Genomic DNA, 14,475 nt, shown 5'->3' on the forward strand with positions numbered 1-14,475 from the left:
CTGTTCGTCGGTAAATCGCTTCTTCACGTCCAATCTCCTTCGATGGTGGGATTGGACTCCAAATCATCGTGCTACTCAAAACCGGGGGGACGTCGGAGGACCGGCTGACGGTGGTCGCGTTGGTAGGACTTCCGTCGCGAGCCGCGATGTCGGCCTAGCTTGTAAAAGCTAAGCCGACCGCGATAGAGAGGTACATGTCGCGCAAAAGATAAAGGCGAATGATAGTGAGCTCAGAGGATCGGGGTTCGGTCATTTTGGAAATCTGTTGTATCCGGTTTGGCAGAGGCAATTGCACAAAGTTCGTTAAATGCTCGAAAGCTCAAAAGGACCATCGCTGGTTTTGCGGCTCAGAATCGCAACGCCGCCGTGACCAAACGTTCCACCGATAGCCCACCTGTAGGTGAAGAGCAAAATATCTTCAAGCCCGTCGCCTGTGAAGTCAGCGCGTACCACTTCTATAAGTTGTTGGCCCATTGGGCCATCAACCTTTAGGTAGTTGTGACGAGAAGCCAGGACTCTGATAGCTCCTTCATTGAGTTTGTCCTGGTAAGTTAGCCCTGTCGTTTCATCAAACCCTGACTCACCGAATCGGGGAAAAAGATCCAGCGGCAAAAGATGTAAGTCCGTTAGGCCGACCCTAGGTGATGCAATGAAGCTACTTTTGGGGATGCTGGCTTTTTCCAACGCATGGAGGAGCCCCGATTGTTGGATGAAGAACGCCTCCATCTTCATGGCGTAGGTCGTGTACCCGTAATATCCAACCGCTACCGCATCATCGTATTCACGAGTAGTGCGGACGTGACGGTCCGGAAGTTCATTGTGGGTCAGCGTTAAGCCATCTATAAAAGTGTTCTCACCCATCCTTACCGGGCGGTCACGCAGCGACTCAATGTCGCTTTTCATGATGGCCTCAATTTCGGTGTCATCAAAAAATTTGAGCTTGTGGATGAGGTGAAAAGTCTCTTCCGGGTCACCTGTGGATTGGTCCGCTATCGCTGCTACCTCATCCCACGTCAGTTTTCCTGACTCAAGAGCTCCTTTAAGCATCACAACAAGCTTCATTTTGTTGTTTGTCGTCTTGATGAGCTCAATTCGATTTAGGACTTCGTCCTTCTTCACTAGGGAAAGATAGAAGCGGATATTGGTGTCGCTAAACAGCGCATCGCCCTTCTTCATATTTGCGTTTGGGGCGGTGGGAACTAGGTTTTCGTATCCAAAGATATCGAATGTCTCTGGCAGATCCAGTCGTTGAAGGAGCTCCTTCAACGCTTTCGGGTCATCGCCCATACTCTCTGGGATGATGTGTTCGATGTGGAAGCTTGCGATGTCCAAAGCGACGGTGGTGTAAAAGCACTTTCCACTGTAGACCTCAAACATTGCGCGTCGCTGGATTGCATTGAATTTCTGCTTGGACACGTAAGTAAGGTCTCTTCCGAAGGGTCGTATTTCGAGCGGCTTAGAATATAGTCTTGCTTCCCATCTTCTGTTGACAGATCTTCGACAGCATAAAAACGATGGATTTTACCCAAAGGGGTCGCCTGTGAAGGATTACAAGCCCAATTTGCCACTCAGTAACTTCATTCATGCGAGTGAGCAGTCAAACCCACTCTTCAAAGCACTGAAGACTTTGGCCTCATCTCCGCTGCCCAAGACCTTCGGAGGTCTGGATTTGACGCAGTTGCCCAAAATGGCGGGTGCGTTGGAGCAGGTTTTCAAAACGCAAAGCGATCGAATGTCTGGATTGCTGGGGACTTATCGGTCTCCTACTTCTGTGTTCGATGACTTTCTCAAGCGCATCAATGTCGCACAAGATTTCTTCAAAAATAGCTTACCTGCCCAAGGGTTTCGCCTTGGTCACATGTTTGAAGGCTGGGACAAGCTTCCTCAAAGAACCCGCGACTCCATCCTTGCCATGGCAAATGCCGGTTGGTACTTGGATCTGGAAATGGGGATGTCTGACATCGCACGCTTTAAGCGAGTCGTCGACGATGAAGGGGCGGCCACGGCAGAAGCTTTCATGGCGACCCACTTTGAAGAGCGATTGAGCGGCATCCGCGATTCGCTCAATGAGAAATTTCCCCATCGAAAACCATTTTTTGACTCTGCATTTGGCGCTGTTGAGCGAGGCGAACATCTCCTTGCTATACCGGTGTTGCTCATGCAAACCGACGGCATCAGCAAAGATGTCGCGAATGAGTATTTCTTCGTTCGGGCTAGGAAGGGGCAGGCGCGTCCAGGAGTTGCTGACTTTCTCCTCAAACAGGCGGAGTCTGACTTGGCTGAGGCTTTTCTTTGCATGTTCGAGGAATTGAGACCAATCGGACTTTCTGAAAAAGAGCGGGAGCCAGGTTTTAGCGGACTAAACCGCCATATGGTCATGCATGGGGAAGATCTGGCTTACGGAACGAAGGTCAACAGTCTGAAAGCCGTTTCGCTGCTCAATTGCGTCGCTCAAGTTCTGACAGGTGAACTTCGAGACGACGAATCTGAGGATGAGGAAGTTGCAGCTGAGCCTGCAACCGACTGAGCATCGAGTCGGTGACTTTTGATGGCACATCGGGGGAAAAGCGCCGGATGTCCATGACTACTTTTGGCAGAAATCGATAGATACAACCAAATACTCACCTTCAAAGACCCCTTGGCTTGACTCCACGCGATGCTTCGGGAATCGATTTATCGAGCCCAGCCCTCTCAGCCATTGCCTCTGACGCCAACGTTTCATCGACGGCCGAACGCTTAAGCTCTGTTAGGTAAGTCTTGAGAGTGAGCCACCTGCATTCAGGTTCCACATCGAACTCAATCTCAAGAGAGCTCAGGAAGTCGATGGGCCGGCGGTGTTCACCGACCAACGCGAAGGGCCACTCGTCATGCATCAGCCCAACGGACAGAAATCCCGTGAAGCTCGCCTGCTTGGCCTTCTTACGCCCACCCCGAAGCATGGGCTCATCAAGCCCCACCTTCGCATCAAGCTTGGCTTGGGTGTGTTCCGAGGTCGACAAGTTAGGGGCTGTTATCAAACCCCGAATGTAGTTGCGCAGAGGACCGGCCGCGTACCTCACCATCCGCTTCCCAAGAGGGAACCAGGGTGGCGGCTTTTTGCCAGCTCTTTGCTCTTCTAGCCAGCGAACCGAGCACTGCAAAATCAGTGCGACTTGCTGAGGGGTAAGGGGTTGGATGTCGGCCAAGCGGTCGAACGCTTGGATGAGCGGTTCATCAAAAAAGTTGAGCACGGTATCGGGCATGGCTCGAGTGTAATCGAGCCGTGTCCACAGAAATATTGGAGGTGGCAGCGCAGGGGATAACACACCCTGAGCCACGTCATTCTTGTGTCCAGAGCGTGTCCAGAAACGAAAAAGCCCACTCGTTAAAGTGGGCTAAGTCATTGTTCTACATGGTGGCCGGGGACGGAATCGAACCGCCGACACGGGGATTTTCAATCCCCTGCTCTACCAACTGAGCTACCCGGCCGAAGATGCACAACCGCGCGGGTTGTTCGTTCCATGTAGAGCCGCGCATTAAACCGAATACTCGGGTTTTCGTCAAGGCTCATGATCGGGAGCGACGTAACCGGTGGGTTTGGCGACGTCGCCGCCGAACAGGAATTTTTCCATTTCCTCGCCGAGATACTTGCGCGCCTTGGGGTCGAGCGGGTTGAGCCGATACTCGTTGATCAGCATGGTCTGGTGGCTGAGCCACTGCTGCCAGGCTGGCTTGGATATCTGCGCGTAAATGCGCTGACCGAGCGGCCCCGGCCACGGAGCGAAGTCCAGGCCTTCGGCATCGATGTCGAGTTTGCTGCAATGGATGGTGCGGCTCATCGGGTTCCTTGGTTGTCGGCGTCACACTCAGGTGCCGCGCCGATATGGGTTCAGCGCTCAGATTACTTCATCGATCTTCAGCAGCAGTTCGCGCACGGGGGCGGGCAGACCGAGTGTGGTCAGTTCGTTCGCGCTGCACCAGCGCTGCAGAGGGTTATCGGCCACGCCACGGTGCGCTACGGCATCCTCGAACAGCAGCGGTTCGATATCCAGGCGGTAGTGGCTGAACACGTGTACGAACGAAGCCAATGCCTGCGCGTCCTCGATGCGCGCGAATTTTTGCGCGATGGACCACGCGTTGTCCGAATCGGTGGCTTCGGGCAGGCTCCACAAGCCAGGCCACACGCCAACCGGGCCTCGCCGTTCGAGCAGCACGCGTCGCTGCGCGTCTCTGAGAATCAGCATGACCGTGCTGCGCGTGGGAATGACCTTGGCAGGCTTGCGGCTGGGCAATTGTGCGGTGAGGTTGTCGCGGCAGGCAACGCAGTCGTTCTGCAGCGGACAGGCTTCGCACGCCGGTCGCGAGCGCACGCAGATCGTGGCGCCAAGATCCATGATCGCCTGCGTGTAGTCAGCCACGCGCTCCGCTGGCGTGTGGGCGTCGGCGTGCCGCCACAACTGTTTTTCAACCGCGCTCTGGCCAGGCTGACCGTGGATGCCGTGATAGCGGGTCAGCACGCGTTTGACGTTGCCGTCGAGTATGGGGAAGCGCATGCCGTACGCTTGCGCGAGGATGGCGCCGGCGGTTGAGCGGCCGATGCCGGGCAGGGCAGCCAGCGCTTCGTAGTCGCGCGGCATCTCGCCGTTGTGCCGTTCCACGCAAATCTGCGCCGCCCGATGCAGAAAGCGCGCGCGGCGGTAGTAGCCCAGGCCGGACCACAGGGCGAGCACGGTGTCTTCATCGGCTGAAGCGAGATCGCGCAGCGTGGGCAGCGCGCCGACGAAGCGCTCGAAGTAACCGATGACCGTGCTCACCTGGGTCTGCTGCAGCATTACCTCCGATAGCCACACTCGGTATGCGTCGCGCGGGTGCTGCCACGGCAGGTCCTTGCGGCCGTGCCGGTCGAACCAGCGCAGCAGGCGCTGTGCGAAGGATGAACTCATGGTTTTTTCTTGCCGGCCGGTTTTGCGCGGGCGGACTTGGCGGCCGTTGCCGTAGCAGCGACCGCTGGCGCTGTGTCTCCCGTATCCAGCGTCAGCCCTTCGATGGTTATGCCGGCAGCTTGGAATTTCGACATTTCCAGATGGCCATTTGCAGGGGGTACGGTCAGCGGGAGGGCCTGCGACCCGGCGAGCTGGCTCCACCAGCTGGCAAGCGCCAGCGGCGGCAGGCGCAAATCTGCGTGGTTGTCCGGGCCATCCAGTTTCAGGGCGAGCAGCAGTGGGTTGGTTTGATCCGCGGGTTTGAGTTTTACCGAGATGACGTAGTGCCCGGCGTCCGACTGGTCGAGCGTGCCGCTCAGGTCGGCAGCGGCATCGGCGGCGCCGTGCCAGCGTGCGCTGCCTTGTAGGGCCAGCGCCAGCGAACTGCCTTGTGCAATATGCAGCGAGACATCATCGAGCTGCAGCGAGTTTTCCTCGATGCGCGGGGTTGCCAGCAGGCGAAGCTGCAGCGGCAGGCCCGAAGCCGTCGTGGCCGACAGGGCGAGCGGGAATGGTTGACCCGAGATCAGGCTTCCGGCATCCAGCGAGACGTTGCCCAGCAGCAGTTCGTCACCGCGGACGATGCTGCCGCGGATGATGCTCACTCCTGTATCGATCCGCGGGATATTGGTCGGTGCGCCTTGCGGCTGAGCCGGCAGCTTCGTCAGCCATGCCTGCAGCGCTTCAAGGTCGACACGAGGCGCATCGATCTGAAGCTGCGAGATCACGGTCGGACCGCCCAGCAAGGTGCGCCACGGCAGCGCGAGTTGCCCGCGCGCTGCCAGCAGGATCGGTACGTTGGCGTCCTGCGCGTTGATGGTGATGCCGCTGAGATCCAGTGCCGGCCGTGGGAACAGCGTAGGGCTGGCCGGGCTGGCGAGATTCAATTCCAACCCGGCAGCGCGGGCCTGGGCTTGCAGCATGGCGGTGAAGCGCTCGGGCCGCAGCAGCAGATAGACGGCCATGATGGCCGCGAGCGCCACCGTCAGCGCAACGCCGCCCAATACCAGCAAGGTAAGTCGCCAGCGGCGCCGCATCGATCAACCGTACCGTTGCAGGTCAGTCATGGCCGCGATCGCTGCCGAGGTTGGCCGGAAGCAGGCCATCGACGAAGGCTTCGGCATCGAACGTGCGCAGATCGGTGGCCGTTTCGCCCAGTCCGACAAAGCGGATCGGCAGGCCGAACTCGCGCGCCAGCGCAAAGATCACGCCACCCTTGGCCGTGCCGTCGAGCTTGGTGACGACCAGCCCTGTGACGCCGACGATCTGGCGGAACTGGCGCACCTGATTCACGGCGTTCTGACCGGTGGTGCCGTCGATCACCATCAGCACTTCGTGTGGCGCATCGGCATCGATTTTTTTCAGCACGCGGGCGATCTTGCCCAGCTCGTCCATCAGGCCGCCCTGCGTGTGCAGGCGGCCGGCGGTGTCGGCGATCAGTACGTCGGCACCGCGCGAACGAGCGGCCTGCAGTGCATCGAAGATCACGCTGGCCGAATCGGCGTCCTGCCCCTGCGAGATCACCGGTACCTGATTGCGCTCGCCCCAGGTTTTCAGCTGGTTGACGGCCGCGGCGCGAAAGGTGTCGCCCGCCGCCAGAATCACGGCGCGCTTTTCGTCGCTCCAGCGCCGCGCCAGCTTGCCGATTGTGGTGGTTTTGCCTGCGCCGTTGATGCCCACGGTAAGTACGACGAAAGGCTTGCGGCCGGAAATATCCAGCGGCTTCTCGATCGGCCGGAGCATGGCGATCAAGGATTCGCGCAGCGCTCTCAGCAGCGCGGGCGCATCGGCGAACTCGCGCTTGTGCATGCGCTTGCGCAGGTTTTCCACCAGCTCGGTGCTGGCTTCGATACCGACATCGGCGGTGATCAGCGTGGTTTCGAGTTCATCGAGCAAATCGTCATCGAGTTTGGGATGACGGACGAACAGCGAGGTGAGGCCGCGCGAAAAGGCATTGCCGGACAGGCGGTCGCGCCAGCTGCGTTTGGTCGGCGGCTCTTCCACGGCGGCGTTGTCAGTGTCACGCGCGATGTCCGGCGGGCGGGGTGATTCAATACTTGCCGACGGTCCGAGCGGTGGCGCCGCGTCGACCTGTGTCGCGTGCGGGCTGCTCTCGAGTGTCGGGCTATCCGCCGGCGTCGCCGGTGGCTCCGACGGGGTTTCGGCGGGCTTTTTCTTCCAGAACTTGAGCATTGCGGCGGCGATTCAAAGACAATGGCCGGCATGCTATCACTCCAACTTGTAACGGCCGGTGATGATTCCATGCCGCGGACGCGCGCATGAGCGCGCCGCGCGGCCCCGGCTCGGGACGAATACGCATCATCGGCGGCAATCTGCGTAATTCGCGGCTCGAGGTGCCCAATCTGCCCGGCCTTCGGCCCACGCCAGAGCGTGTGCGCGAGACTCTGTTCAACTGGCTGGCGCCGACGATCCAAGGCGCGCGTTGCCTCGACCTGTGTGCGGGTACCGGTGCGCTGGGTATCGAGGCGCTTTCGCGTGGCGCGGCGAGCGTGCAGTTCGTCGAGTGCGAAGCGCGGGCCGTGCAGGCCCTACGGAAGAACCTGGACAGACTCAAGCTCGCGACCGCCCAGCTTTCCGCCGGCGACGCGCAAGCGTTTCTCGGCGGGTCGCCGCAGCCGGTGGATATGGTGTTTCTCGATCCGCCATTCGCGCTGGATTTGTGGAGCGTGCTGGCACACCGGTTGGAGCAGGGGGGCTGGCTGACCAAGGCAGCCACCGTCTATGTGGAGAGCCCGCAAGCTTCGCCTCCATCACTGCCGTCGACCTGGCGACTGCACAAGGAAGGTCGCGCCGGCGAGGTGCGCTTTGCGCTTTACCGGCGTTGAGCCGGTTGGACGTCGTTTTATCCGTGTGTTCGCGCATGGCCGGTCGATTGAGCCAACGCCGCGCGGCTTGGGCTAAGCTACGCGGGCTTTTCGCCCTAACCCCGTCCTCAAGAACTTCGACTCGTGAACAAACCTTTGGGAAATCCGCGTTTTGCCGTTTATCCCGGCACGTTCGATCCGATCACGAACGGCCACGCCGATCTGGTGGCGCGTGCCGCGCCGCTGTTCGATCGCGTGCTGGTAGCGGTAGCGGACAGCTCCAGCAAGGGGCCCGCTTTCAGCATCGACGAGCGCATCACCCTGGCGCGACTCGCGCTGGGCGATCTGCCGAACGTGGAGGTGCGCGGCTTCGACTGCCTGCTGGCCACGTTTATCGAGGAAGTGGGTGCCGGCGTGATCATTCGCGGCCTGCGCGCGGTGTCGGATTTCGAATACGAATTTCAGCTGGCGAGCATGAATCGCCATCTGATCCCGCAGGCGGAAACGCTGTTTCTGACGCCGGCGGAGCAATACAGCTTTATTTCCTCGTCGCTGGTGCGCGAGATCGGACGCCTCGGTGGCGACATCTCCGGTTTCGTCCATCCGGCGGTACAACAGGCCATGCGGCAGCGCTGGCAAAAGAGCCGAGCCGGCTCCCACAAGCAACCCGAAACAGAAGGTGATCACTATGCGTAAGTTCGCTCTCATTGCTGCCCTCGCGCTGGCCGCTACCCTGTCCCTGAGCGCCTGCAACAAATCGCAGGACGATCAGCAGGCCGCCCAGCCGACCGAACAGGCGGTCCCGAAGCCCACCAATCCGAACGATACCAAGGGCTGGAATGCCTACCTCGGCGATCTGGTGCAGAAGAATCTGCAGGGCATGACCGCCAGCCAGCCGTTCGCCTATCTGGTGGACGCCGCCGATACCGACGAGGCCAAGGCCAACAACGATCGTCAGCTTTCCAACGTGAAAGACACGGTCGCCCGCGGCGTGCTGCCGGGTAACCTGATGGCCTTCGCCGGTGCCAACTCGGCCAAGACTGCCGATCTGCTGATCGCCGCATTCCAGGACGTCAAGCCCGGTTCGTTCAAGGACGTGATCGTAGTGTTCATCGGCGACAAGGCCGACGAGCAGCGCGTGACCGACGCGATCAAGCCCAGCGGCGCCACGTTCCGCTTCGTGGCGATGTAACTTTCTCGCAGAACACGTCCGTAGCCGCCATTGCGCGGCCGCTGATTTGCGGGTTTGCCCTGACGAAAGCTGGGCAAATCCGCAAGGTTTTCAGTCGATGCGGCGCCTGTGCGCGGCTGAAACGCGACGTGATTCCCCGGCCGTTGCCTCGGGGATCACGCGCGCAACATGTATTATTCAATGCATGTCTCTCAAAATCCTCGATACCTGCGTCAACTGCGACGTCTGCGAACCGGCCTGTCCGAACAAGGCGATTTCGCTGGGTGAGGAGTTCTATGTCATCGATCCGGATCTGTGCACCGAGTGCGTAGGTCACCACGACGAGCCGCAGTGCGTGGTCGTGTGTCCGGTCGAATGCATCATCACCGACCCCGAAAATATCGAGTCGATCGAGCAACTCGATCTCAAATATCAGCACCTGATGGCCAAGGAGTCCGCTGCATGAAGGTATCGCTGCGCTGGGGCGCACTGTCGTGCGGTCTATTTTTTGCGGGAGTCGTTATGGCGGCGGGCATCGCCTGCGCTGCCGACGTTTCGGCCAAGGATTCCACGCCGTCAGAGACAAAAACCTCGGTTCCATCCGTTGCCAGCCAGCGACCTGGGCACGCGGCGATAGCGAGCGCCAACTTTCTCGCCACCAATGCCGGCCTCGAAATCCTGGCCAAAGGTGGCAATGCGTTCGACGCGGCGATCGCGGTAGCGGCCGCGCTGTCGGTGGTCGAGCCGGAGAGCTCCGGCATCGGCGGCGGTTTCATGGCGGTGCTGCATCGGGCGAAGGACAACCACGACATCTTTATCGACGCCCGCGAAACTGCACCGGCGGCGGTCGACAGCAAGGATTACCTCAACGCCGACGGCAGCCCCAATCGCGATGCCGCGCTGAAAGGCCCGCTTTCGGCCGGCATTCCCGGCGAACCGGCGGGTCTGGTGCTGATCGCCAAGCGCTACGGCAAGCTTTCGCTGCAGCAGTCGCTGGCGCCGGCCATCCGCATTGCACGCGACGGGTTTCAGCCCGATCCGCGCCTGCTGGGTGCCATCGACGAGCAGCAAAAAGACCTGCAGCGCTGGCCTGCCTCGGCGGCCAAATACCTGCCCAACGGCGCGCCGCCAGTGCAGGGTGCGCTGTGGCGTGATCCCGATCAGGCGCGCACGCTCGAACTGATCGCGGCCAAAGGCAACGACGGTTTCTATCATGGCGAAACCGCGGCCAAGCTGATCGCCGCCGTGAAAGCGGCCGGCGGCAATTGGACGCTCGCCGACCTGGCCAGTTATCAGGCCAAGGAACGCACGCCGATCACGGTGAACTACCGTGGCTATCGCATCGTTACCGCGCCGCCGCCGTCGTCCGGCGGCGTGGCGATTGCGGAGATTCTGAATATCCTCTCCGGCGTGGATCTGGGCAAGCTCGATCAGGCGCATCGGGTGCATTACATCGTCGAGGCGATGCGTCGCGCGTTCCGCGATCACAACGATTATCTGGGCGATCCGGATTTTGTGAGCATGCCGCTCGAGATGCTGCTGTCGCCGTTTTATGCCGACGGCCTGCGTCAGAGCATTCTGCCGGACAAGGCCACACCGTCGTCGATGCTGCCGGTCGCCGAGGCGAGCCAGCCCGGCATGCACACCACGCATTTTTCGATCATCGACGCCGACGGCAATATGGTGGGCATTACTTCGACAGTGAACTACGTACTGGGCTCGACGTTTGTTGCCGCCGGCACCGGCGTGCTGCTCAACGACGAAATGGATGACTTTGCGCTGGTGCCGAACAAGCCCAATGTCTACGGTCTGCTGGGCAGCAAAGCGAATGCGCCGAAGGGCGGCAAGCGGCCGCTGTCGTCGATGTCGCCGAGCATCGTCATCGGCGCCGATCGCACGGCGGTGATCGGCTCACCCGGCGGTTCGACCATCATCACCCAGGTGCTCGAAGGCATCCTGCATTTCATCGACGGCGAAACTGCGAAGCAGATCGTCGCCGACAAGCGCTATCACCATCAGTACCTGCCCGACGAGGTGATGGTGGAAGCGGGTACGTTCGATCAGCCGACCAGCGACGCGCTCACGGCGATGGGTTATGCGCTGAAGCAGCACGAATCGTGGGGTTACATGAACGTAGTCACCTGGGATCGCAAGGCCAATCGGCTCGACGCGGCCAGCGATCCGAGGCATCCCTCCGGCCTCGGCAAGGTGCAGTAGGTACGTGGTGACAAACGCTCCGGTGGCCATGCCGTGCGTGACAGGCTCGCTCGGATGAGCCGACTCAACGGCGCGTCCATGCGTTGCATCATGTTGCACGTCATCGGCGTGCTGCTGATTCTTGCCGGTGTGGGACTGGCGGCGCTCACTGCGCACAGTCTGATGAACTACCGCGTGGCCGCGGAACGGCACGGTGGCGAGATGATGGATCTGGGCAACGACGCCAGTCTGCAGCCGGGCCAGTACGGGCACATGGCGCGCGTTGTCGGCACGCCCAGCGTGATCGAGCCGCCGAGCGATCCGGAGTTCGGCCTGAAGACGGATACGCCGTTACTCGTGCGCCATGTGGAAATGTTCCAGTGGCGCGAGCTGCATTTCGGCAGCGAGGTGAGTTACGAACTTGCTTGGGTGGATCACTTGATCGATGCCAGCCGTTTCGTGCATCCTGCCGGTCATGCCAATCCGGCCAGCTTTCCGATCACGAAAAAGAAATTCGAGGCCGGGCTCGTGCAACTCGGCGGGTTCAGGCTTTCGCCGGAACTGATACGTGCGCTGCCGGGCACCGCCGCAGTGCAGCCAGACCTGAAGTCGCTGCCGGCCAATCTGGCGGCGAGCTTCGGCCCTTATCAGAACTACCTGACCACGAGCTCGCAGCCTGATAGCCCGCGCGTCGGCGACCTGCGCGTGGGCTGGGAAAAAATTCCGCTGCAGCCGATGACCGTATTCGCGCGCATCGATGGGGACAAACTGGTTCCCGCCACCGATACCCCCGACGGCAAGGGTTATGACATCGAGATCGGCAACGTATCGCTGCTTAACCTGCTGCCCGATATGCCGGTACCGCCGGAATACGTCATAGCCCGCCGCATCGCCGCAGTGCTATTGGCCGCTCTGGGCGCATTCGTGATGCTGGTCGCGCGCCGTCGACGCCGCGATCCGCTGCTGGCGCTCGGTCTGGGCGCGCTGGTGGTCGGTGCCGTGTCGACCGTGCTGTGGCTCGGCCACGACACGTCGGCGATGGTTGCCTGGCTGCTGACGACCCTGCTGGGCACGGCGCTGACGGTGTGGCGACTGCGCTGGCACAAGCGGCGGTCGACCGATCAACCTTGAGTGCGGTCGAGTACGCGGCGAGGTTTTGATCGGCCGTAGCTTTAAAGGCGCGCCAAAGGCGCACATCGTTTGGATGGCTATTCAGGGCCTGCTTAACTGGTTCTCGTGCTCGAGGAACCACAGGCCCGCGAACAGCTTCGGATCGATCGAATAACCTTCGTCGGCGCGCGCAAACAGCCATGCGCCTGCATCGTTGCGCGGCACCTCGTGCACGATGATGTTTTCCGATTCGTCACCGCCGCCGGCGCCGACTTTTTCCAGATCGTAGGCGCGCACGAAGGCGATCATCTCGGTGCTCATGCCCGATGACGAGGGTCCGCGATGGATGAACTCCACACGTCGGCAGCGATAGCCGGTTTCTTCCTCCAGTTCGCGCCGGGCGGCCAGCAGAGCGCCTTCGTCGGCCTGTCCGGCAATATCGCCGACCAGACCTGCAGGCATCTCGATCGTGCGCTGCTGTATCGGCACACGGTACTGCTCGACGAACAGCAGTTTATCGTCCGGGGTAACCGCGATGATGATCACGGCGCCGGCTGGATTGGTGCGCTCGGCATATTCCCAGCGGCCGCGTTTGCGCAGGCGTAGCCAGCGGCCTTCATACAGTGTTTCGGGTGGCGTATCGGCGTCGGGCGGCAAGCGTTTCGTGATATCGATCATGGGCTTTCGTTGGGGTGCGTGGCGTCAGCGAAGCAATGAGCGCAGTCGGCTGCGGGTAAACGCGCCGAAGCCGAGCTGATCGCAAAGAAGGTCGAGGCGGTTCTGTGGGTCGGATTTGCGCAACAAGGTATCGACAGTACTGGCGCCGGGGGCGTCAAGTGCGATGCGCGTGAGGCGGCGATACAGCCGCGCTTTTTCGCCGTGTTCGCGCAGCTTCATCGCGCAGGCCGCGGCGCCGCGAAAGCGCAGGTAGCCCACTTCGTCGACGCGCTCGAGCAGAACGTCCAGACTGCCGAAATGCGAGAGCAGCACGGCGGCGGTTTTTGCACCCACGCCGGGCACGCCGGGAATGTTGTCCACCGCGTCGCCGCACAGGGCCAGATAATCCGCCACCTGATGCGGGTGTACGCCGAGCCGCTCGTGCACGCCGGCGGCTCCCCAGCGCACGCCGCGCGCGTAATCCCACTGCTCGTCGTGTTCGCCCAGCAGCTGGCCGAAGTCCTTGTCGGCCGATACGATCACGCTGCGCCAACCGAGCGCGCGAAAGTTCCACACCGTGCTGCCGATCAGATCGTCGGCCTCGAAGCTGTGGTCGATCATCAAGTGGATGCCGAGCGCCTCGGTAATGGCGCGGCACTGTACGAACTGTCGTTCCAGATCCGGCGGCGGCAGTTCGCGGTTGGCCTTGTAGGCTGGGTAAATCGCATTGCGAAACGAACTGGTCAGCGAGGCATCGAAGGCGACCGCAATGTGTTCGGGCTGCGCCCGCTCGAGCAGTTCACACAGAAAGCGCGTATAGCCGTGTACGGCATTCACCGGGTGCCCGTCGACATCGAAAAATTCGTCCGGCATCGAATGCCAGGCCCGAAACACGTACAGGCTGCCGTCGACCAGATACGCCGCCGGTACAGCGTGTGTCGCCGTGTTCACGGCTTCCATGTGCTGAGCAGATTTTTCAATGCCGGCCGATCGCGGTCGGGCACGTCGATCTGCGGCGTACCCATATGGATAAAGGCGATCACCTGCTCGTTCGCCTTCAGTTGCAGCAGCTTCGCTACGCTTGCATCGTAGGCGGCCCAGCCGGTCAGCCACTGCGCACCGATGCCGAGCTCGAAAGCGCCCAGCAGAATATTCTGCGCGACGCAGCCCGCGGTCAGCTGCTGTTCGATCGCCGGCACCTTGCTGTGCGTATCGATGCAGGCCACCAGCACCAGCACCAGCGGCGCAAACGTGTAGCGATGGCGCTCCTTGTCCAGCTTCGCTTCGGACATGTCCGGATCGTTGCGTGCGGCGATGTCGGCGACCAATTCGCCAAAGCGCAATTTCGATTTGCCTTTCAGCTTGATCAGGCGAAACGGCACGAGCTTGCCATGGTCGGGCACGCGAATGGCCGCCTTCAGCAAGGCTTTGAGCTGATCCTTGTCCGGTGCGGGTTCGCCGAGCTGGCGCGATGGCGTGGAGTGGCGCTGCGTCAGCAGCGAAAGTGGTTCGGACATGCGAAGGCTCGATAGCGAAAATGCTGGGAAGCCCATGC

Annotated in this window: 16 protein-coding genes and 1 tRNA gene; 7 read left to right on the forward strand and 10 right to left on the reverse strand. The window is 60.9% G+C overall.

What is annotated here, in order from left to right; translation table 11 throughout:
• Window positions 1-303 precede the first annotated feature (303 nt).
• Window positions 304-1,416, reverse strand: a complete 1,113-nt coding sequence (locus tag HDE78_RS10570; RefSeq protein WP_179479133.1) for a hypothetical protein — start codon at window positions 1,414-1,416, stop codon at window positions 304-306.
• A gap of 124 nt (window positions 1,417-1,540) precedes the next feature.
• On the opposite strand from HDE78_RS10570, the gene HDE78_RS10575 reads away from it, so the two are divergent.
• Window positions 1,541-2,527 carry a hypothetical protein gene (locus HDE78_RS10575; RefSeq protein WP_179479134.1) on the forward strand — a complete coding sequence of 329 codons (987 nt, stop codon included), beginning with the start codon at window positions 1,541-1,543 and terminating at the stop codon, window positions 2,525-2,527.
• A gap of 100 nt (window positions 2,528-2,627) precedes the next feature.
• Here the strand turns inward: HDE78_RS10575 and HDE78_RS10580 are convergent, their stop codons facing one another.
• The 6 genes from HDE78_RS10580 to ftsY all read right to left on the reverse strand — a co-directional run bounded on the left by HDE78_RS10580 (window position 2,628) and on the right by ftsY (window position 7,154).
• Entirely contained in the window at window positions 2,628-3,242 is a 615-nt protein-coding gene (locus tag HDE78_RS10580; protein WP_179479137.1) for a hypothetical protein, read from the reverse strand.
• Window positions 3,243-3,392: 150 nt separating this feature from the next.
• Window positions 3,393-3,468, reverse strand: a tRNA-Phe gene (locus HDE78_RS10585).
• Between the two features lie 71 nt (window positions 3,469-3,539).
• Complete coding sequence (locus tag HDE78_RS10590; protein WP_179479139.1) at window positions 3,540-3,818, reverse strand: oxidative damage protection protein; 279 nt, start codon at window positions 3,816-3,818, stop codon at window positions 3,540-3,542.
• A gap of 57 nt (window positions 3,819-3,875) precedes the next feature.
• Window positions 3,876-4,922 carry an A/G-specific adenine glycosylase gene (mutY, locus tag HDE78_RS10595; protein ID WP_179479140.1) on the reverse strand — a complete coding sequence of 349 codons (1,047 nt, stop codon included), beginning with the start codon at window positions 4,920-4,922 and terminating at the stop codon, window positions 3,876-3,878.
• Entirely contained in the window at window positions 4,919-5,998 is a 1,080-nt protein-coding gene (locus HDE78_RS10600; RefSeq protein WP_179479142.1) for an AsmA family protein, read from the reverse strand. Before HDE78_RS10600 ends, mutY begins: the two co-directional genes overlap by 4 nt.
• A gap of 22 nt (window positions 5,999-6,020) precedes the next feature.
• Window positions 6,021-7,154, reverse strand: a complete 1,134-nt coding sequence (gene ftsY / locus HDE78_RS10605; protein WP_179479144.1) for a signal recognition particle-docking protein FtsY — start codon at window positions 7,152-7,154, stop codon at window positions 6,021-6,023.
• An 86-nt stretch (window positions 7,155-7,240) separates the two neighbouring features.
• On the opposite strand from ftsY, the gene rsmD reads away from it, so the two are divergent.
• The 6 genes from rsmD to HDE78_RS10635 all read left to right on the forward strand — a co-directional run bounded on the left by rsmD (window position 7,241) and on the right by HDE78_RS10635 (window position 12,284).
• Window positions 7,241-7,807: a 16S rRNA (guanine(966)-N(2))-methyltransferase RsmD gene (gene rsmD, locus HDE78_RS10610; RefSeq protein WP_179479152.1), complete on the forward strand. Its 567-nt coding sequence runs from the start codon at window positions 7,241-7,243 to the stop codon at window positions 7,805-7,807.
• A 135-nt stretch (window positions 7,808-7,942) separates the two neighbouring features.
• Entirely contained in the window at window positions 7,943-8,482 is a 540-nt protein-coding gene (gene coaD, locus HDE78_RS10615) for a pantetheine-phosphate adenylyltransferase (RefSeq protein WP_179479727.1), read from the forward strand.
• Entirely contained in the window at window positions 8,475-8,978 is a 504-nt protein-coding gene (locus HDE78_RS10620) for a hypothetical protein (protein ID WP_179479154.1), read from the forward strand. The genes coaD and HDE78_RS10620 overlap by 8 nt, the downstream gene beginning before the upstream one ends.
• Window positions 8,979-9,162: 184 nt before the next feature.
• The gene (locus HDE78_RS10625; RefSeq protein ID WP_179479162.1) at window positions 9,163-9,423 is read left to right on the forward strand and encodes a YfhL family 4Fe-4S dicluster ferredoxin; all 261 of its coding nucleotides are present in this window, start codon (window positions 9,163-9,165) and stop codon (window positions 9,421-9,423) included.
• Entirely contained in the window at window positions 9,420-11,174 is a 1,755-nt protein-coding gene (gene ggt, locus HDE78_RS10630) for a gamma-glutamyltransferase (RefSeq protein ID WP_179479163.1), read from the forward strand. The genes HDE78_RS10625 and ggt overlap by 4 nt, the downstream gene beginning before the upstream one ends.
• Before the next feature lie 90 nt (window positions 11,175-11,264).
• Window positions 11,265-12,284: a TMEM43 family protein gene (locus tag HDE78_RS10635; RefSeq protein ID WP_255457755.1), complete on the forward strand. Its 1,020-nt coding sequence runs from the start codon at window positions 11,265-11,267 to the stop codon at window positions 12,282-12,284.
• Between the two features lie 81 nt (window positions 12,285-12,365).
• Here the strand turns inward: HDE78_RS10635 and HDE78_RS10640 are convergent, their stop codons facing one another.
• The 3 genes from HDE78_RS10640 to HDE78_RS10650 are packed head-to-tail and all read right to left on the reverse strand — an operon-like array spanning window position 12,366 to window position 14,437.
• Complete coding sequence (locus HDE78_RS10640) at window positions 12,366-12,941, reverse strand: NUDIX hydrolase (protein WP_179479167.1); 576 nt, start codon at window positions 12,939-12,941, stop codon at window positions 12,366-12,368.
• Between the two features lie 24 nt (window positions 12,942-12,965).
• Window positions 12,966-13,880, reverse strand: a complete 915-nt coding sequence (locus HDE78_RS10645) for a 5'-3' exonuclease H3TH domain-containing protein (protein ID WP_179479169.1) — start codon at window positions 13,878-13,880, stop codon at window positions 12,966-12,968.
• Window positions 13,868-14,437 carry a nitroreductase gene (locus tag HDE78_RS10650; RefSeq protein WP_179479170.1) on the reverse strand — a complete coding sequence of 190 codons (570 nt, stop codon included), beginning with the start codon at window positions 14,435-14,437 and terminating at the stop codon, window positions 13,868-13,870. Before HDE78_RS10650 ends, HDE78_RS10645 begins: the two co-directional genes overlap by 13 nt.
• Window positions 14,438-14,475: the final 38 nt, after the last annotated feature.

Origin of the sequence: Rhodanobacter sp. K2T2 (assembly GCF_013408815.1) — a bacterium.
Lineage (GTDB): Bacteria > Pseudomonadota > Gammaproteobacteria > Xanthomonadales > Rhodanobacteraceae > Rhodanobacter.

Excerpts from the sequence above, each read along its gene's own strand:
- HDE78_RS10620 (WP_179479154.1), top strand. The coding sequence starts at position 8,475 with ATGCGTAAGTTCGCTCTCATTGCTGCCCTCGCGCTGGCCGCTACCCTG.
- HDE78_RS10590 (WP_179479139.1), bottom strand. The coding sequence starts at position 3,818 with ATGAGCCGCACCATCCATTGCAGCAAACTCGACATCGATGCCGAAGGC.
- HDE78_RS10635 (WP_255457755.1), top strand. The coding sequence starts at position 11,265 with ATGTTGCACGTCATCGGCGTGCTGCTGATTCTTGCCGGTGTGGGACTG.
- HDE78_RS10580 (WP_179479137.1), bottom strand. The coding sequence starts at position 3,242 with ATGCCCGATACCGTGCTCAACTTTTTTGATGAACCGCTCATCCAAGCG.
- rsmD (WP_179479152.1), top strand. The coding sequence starts at position 7,241 with ATGAGCGCGCCGCGCGGCCCCGGCTCGGGACGAATACGCATCATCGGC.
- ggt (WP_179479163.1), top strand. The coding sequence starts at position 9,420 with ATGAAGGTATCGCTGCGCTGGGGCGCACTGTCGTGCGGTCTATTTTTT.
- ftsY (WP_179479144.1), bottom strand. The coding sequence starts at position 7,154 with ATGCTCAAGTTCTGGAAGAAAAAGCCCGCCGAAACCCCGTCGGAGCCA.
- HDE78_RS10640 (WP_179479167.1), bottom strand. The coding sequence starts at position 12,941 with ATGATCGATATCACGAAACGCTTGCCGCCCGACGCCGATACGCCACCC.
- HDE78_RS10625 (WP_179479162.1), top strand. The coding sequence starts at position 9,163 with ATGTCTCTCAAAATCCTCGATACCTGCGTCAACTGCGACGTCTGCGAA.
- HDE78_RS10650 (WP_179479170.1), bottom strand. The coding sequence starts at position 14,437 with ATGTCCGAACCACTTTCGCTGCTGACGCAGCGCCACTCCACGCCATCG.
- HDE78_RS10600 (WP_179479142.1), bottom strand. The coding sequence starts at position 5,998 with ATGCGGCGCCGCTGGCGACTTACCTTGCTGGTATTGGGCGGCGTTGCG.
- mutY (WP_179479140.1), bottom strand. The coding sequence starts at position 4,922 with ATGAGTTCATCCTTCGCACAGCGCCTGCTGCGCTGGTTCGACCGGCAC.
- HDE78_RS10645 (WP_179479169.1), bottom strand. The coding sequence starts at position 13,880 with ATGGAAGCCGTGAACACGGCGACACACGCTGTACCGGCGGCGTATCTG.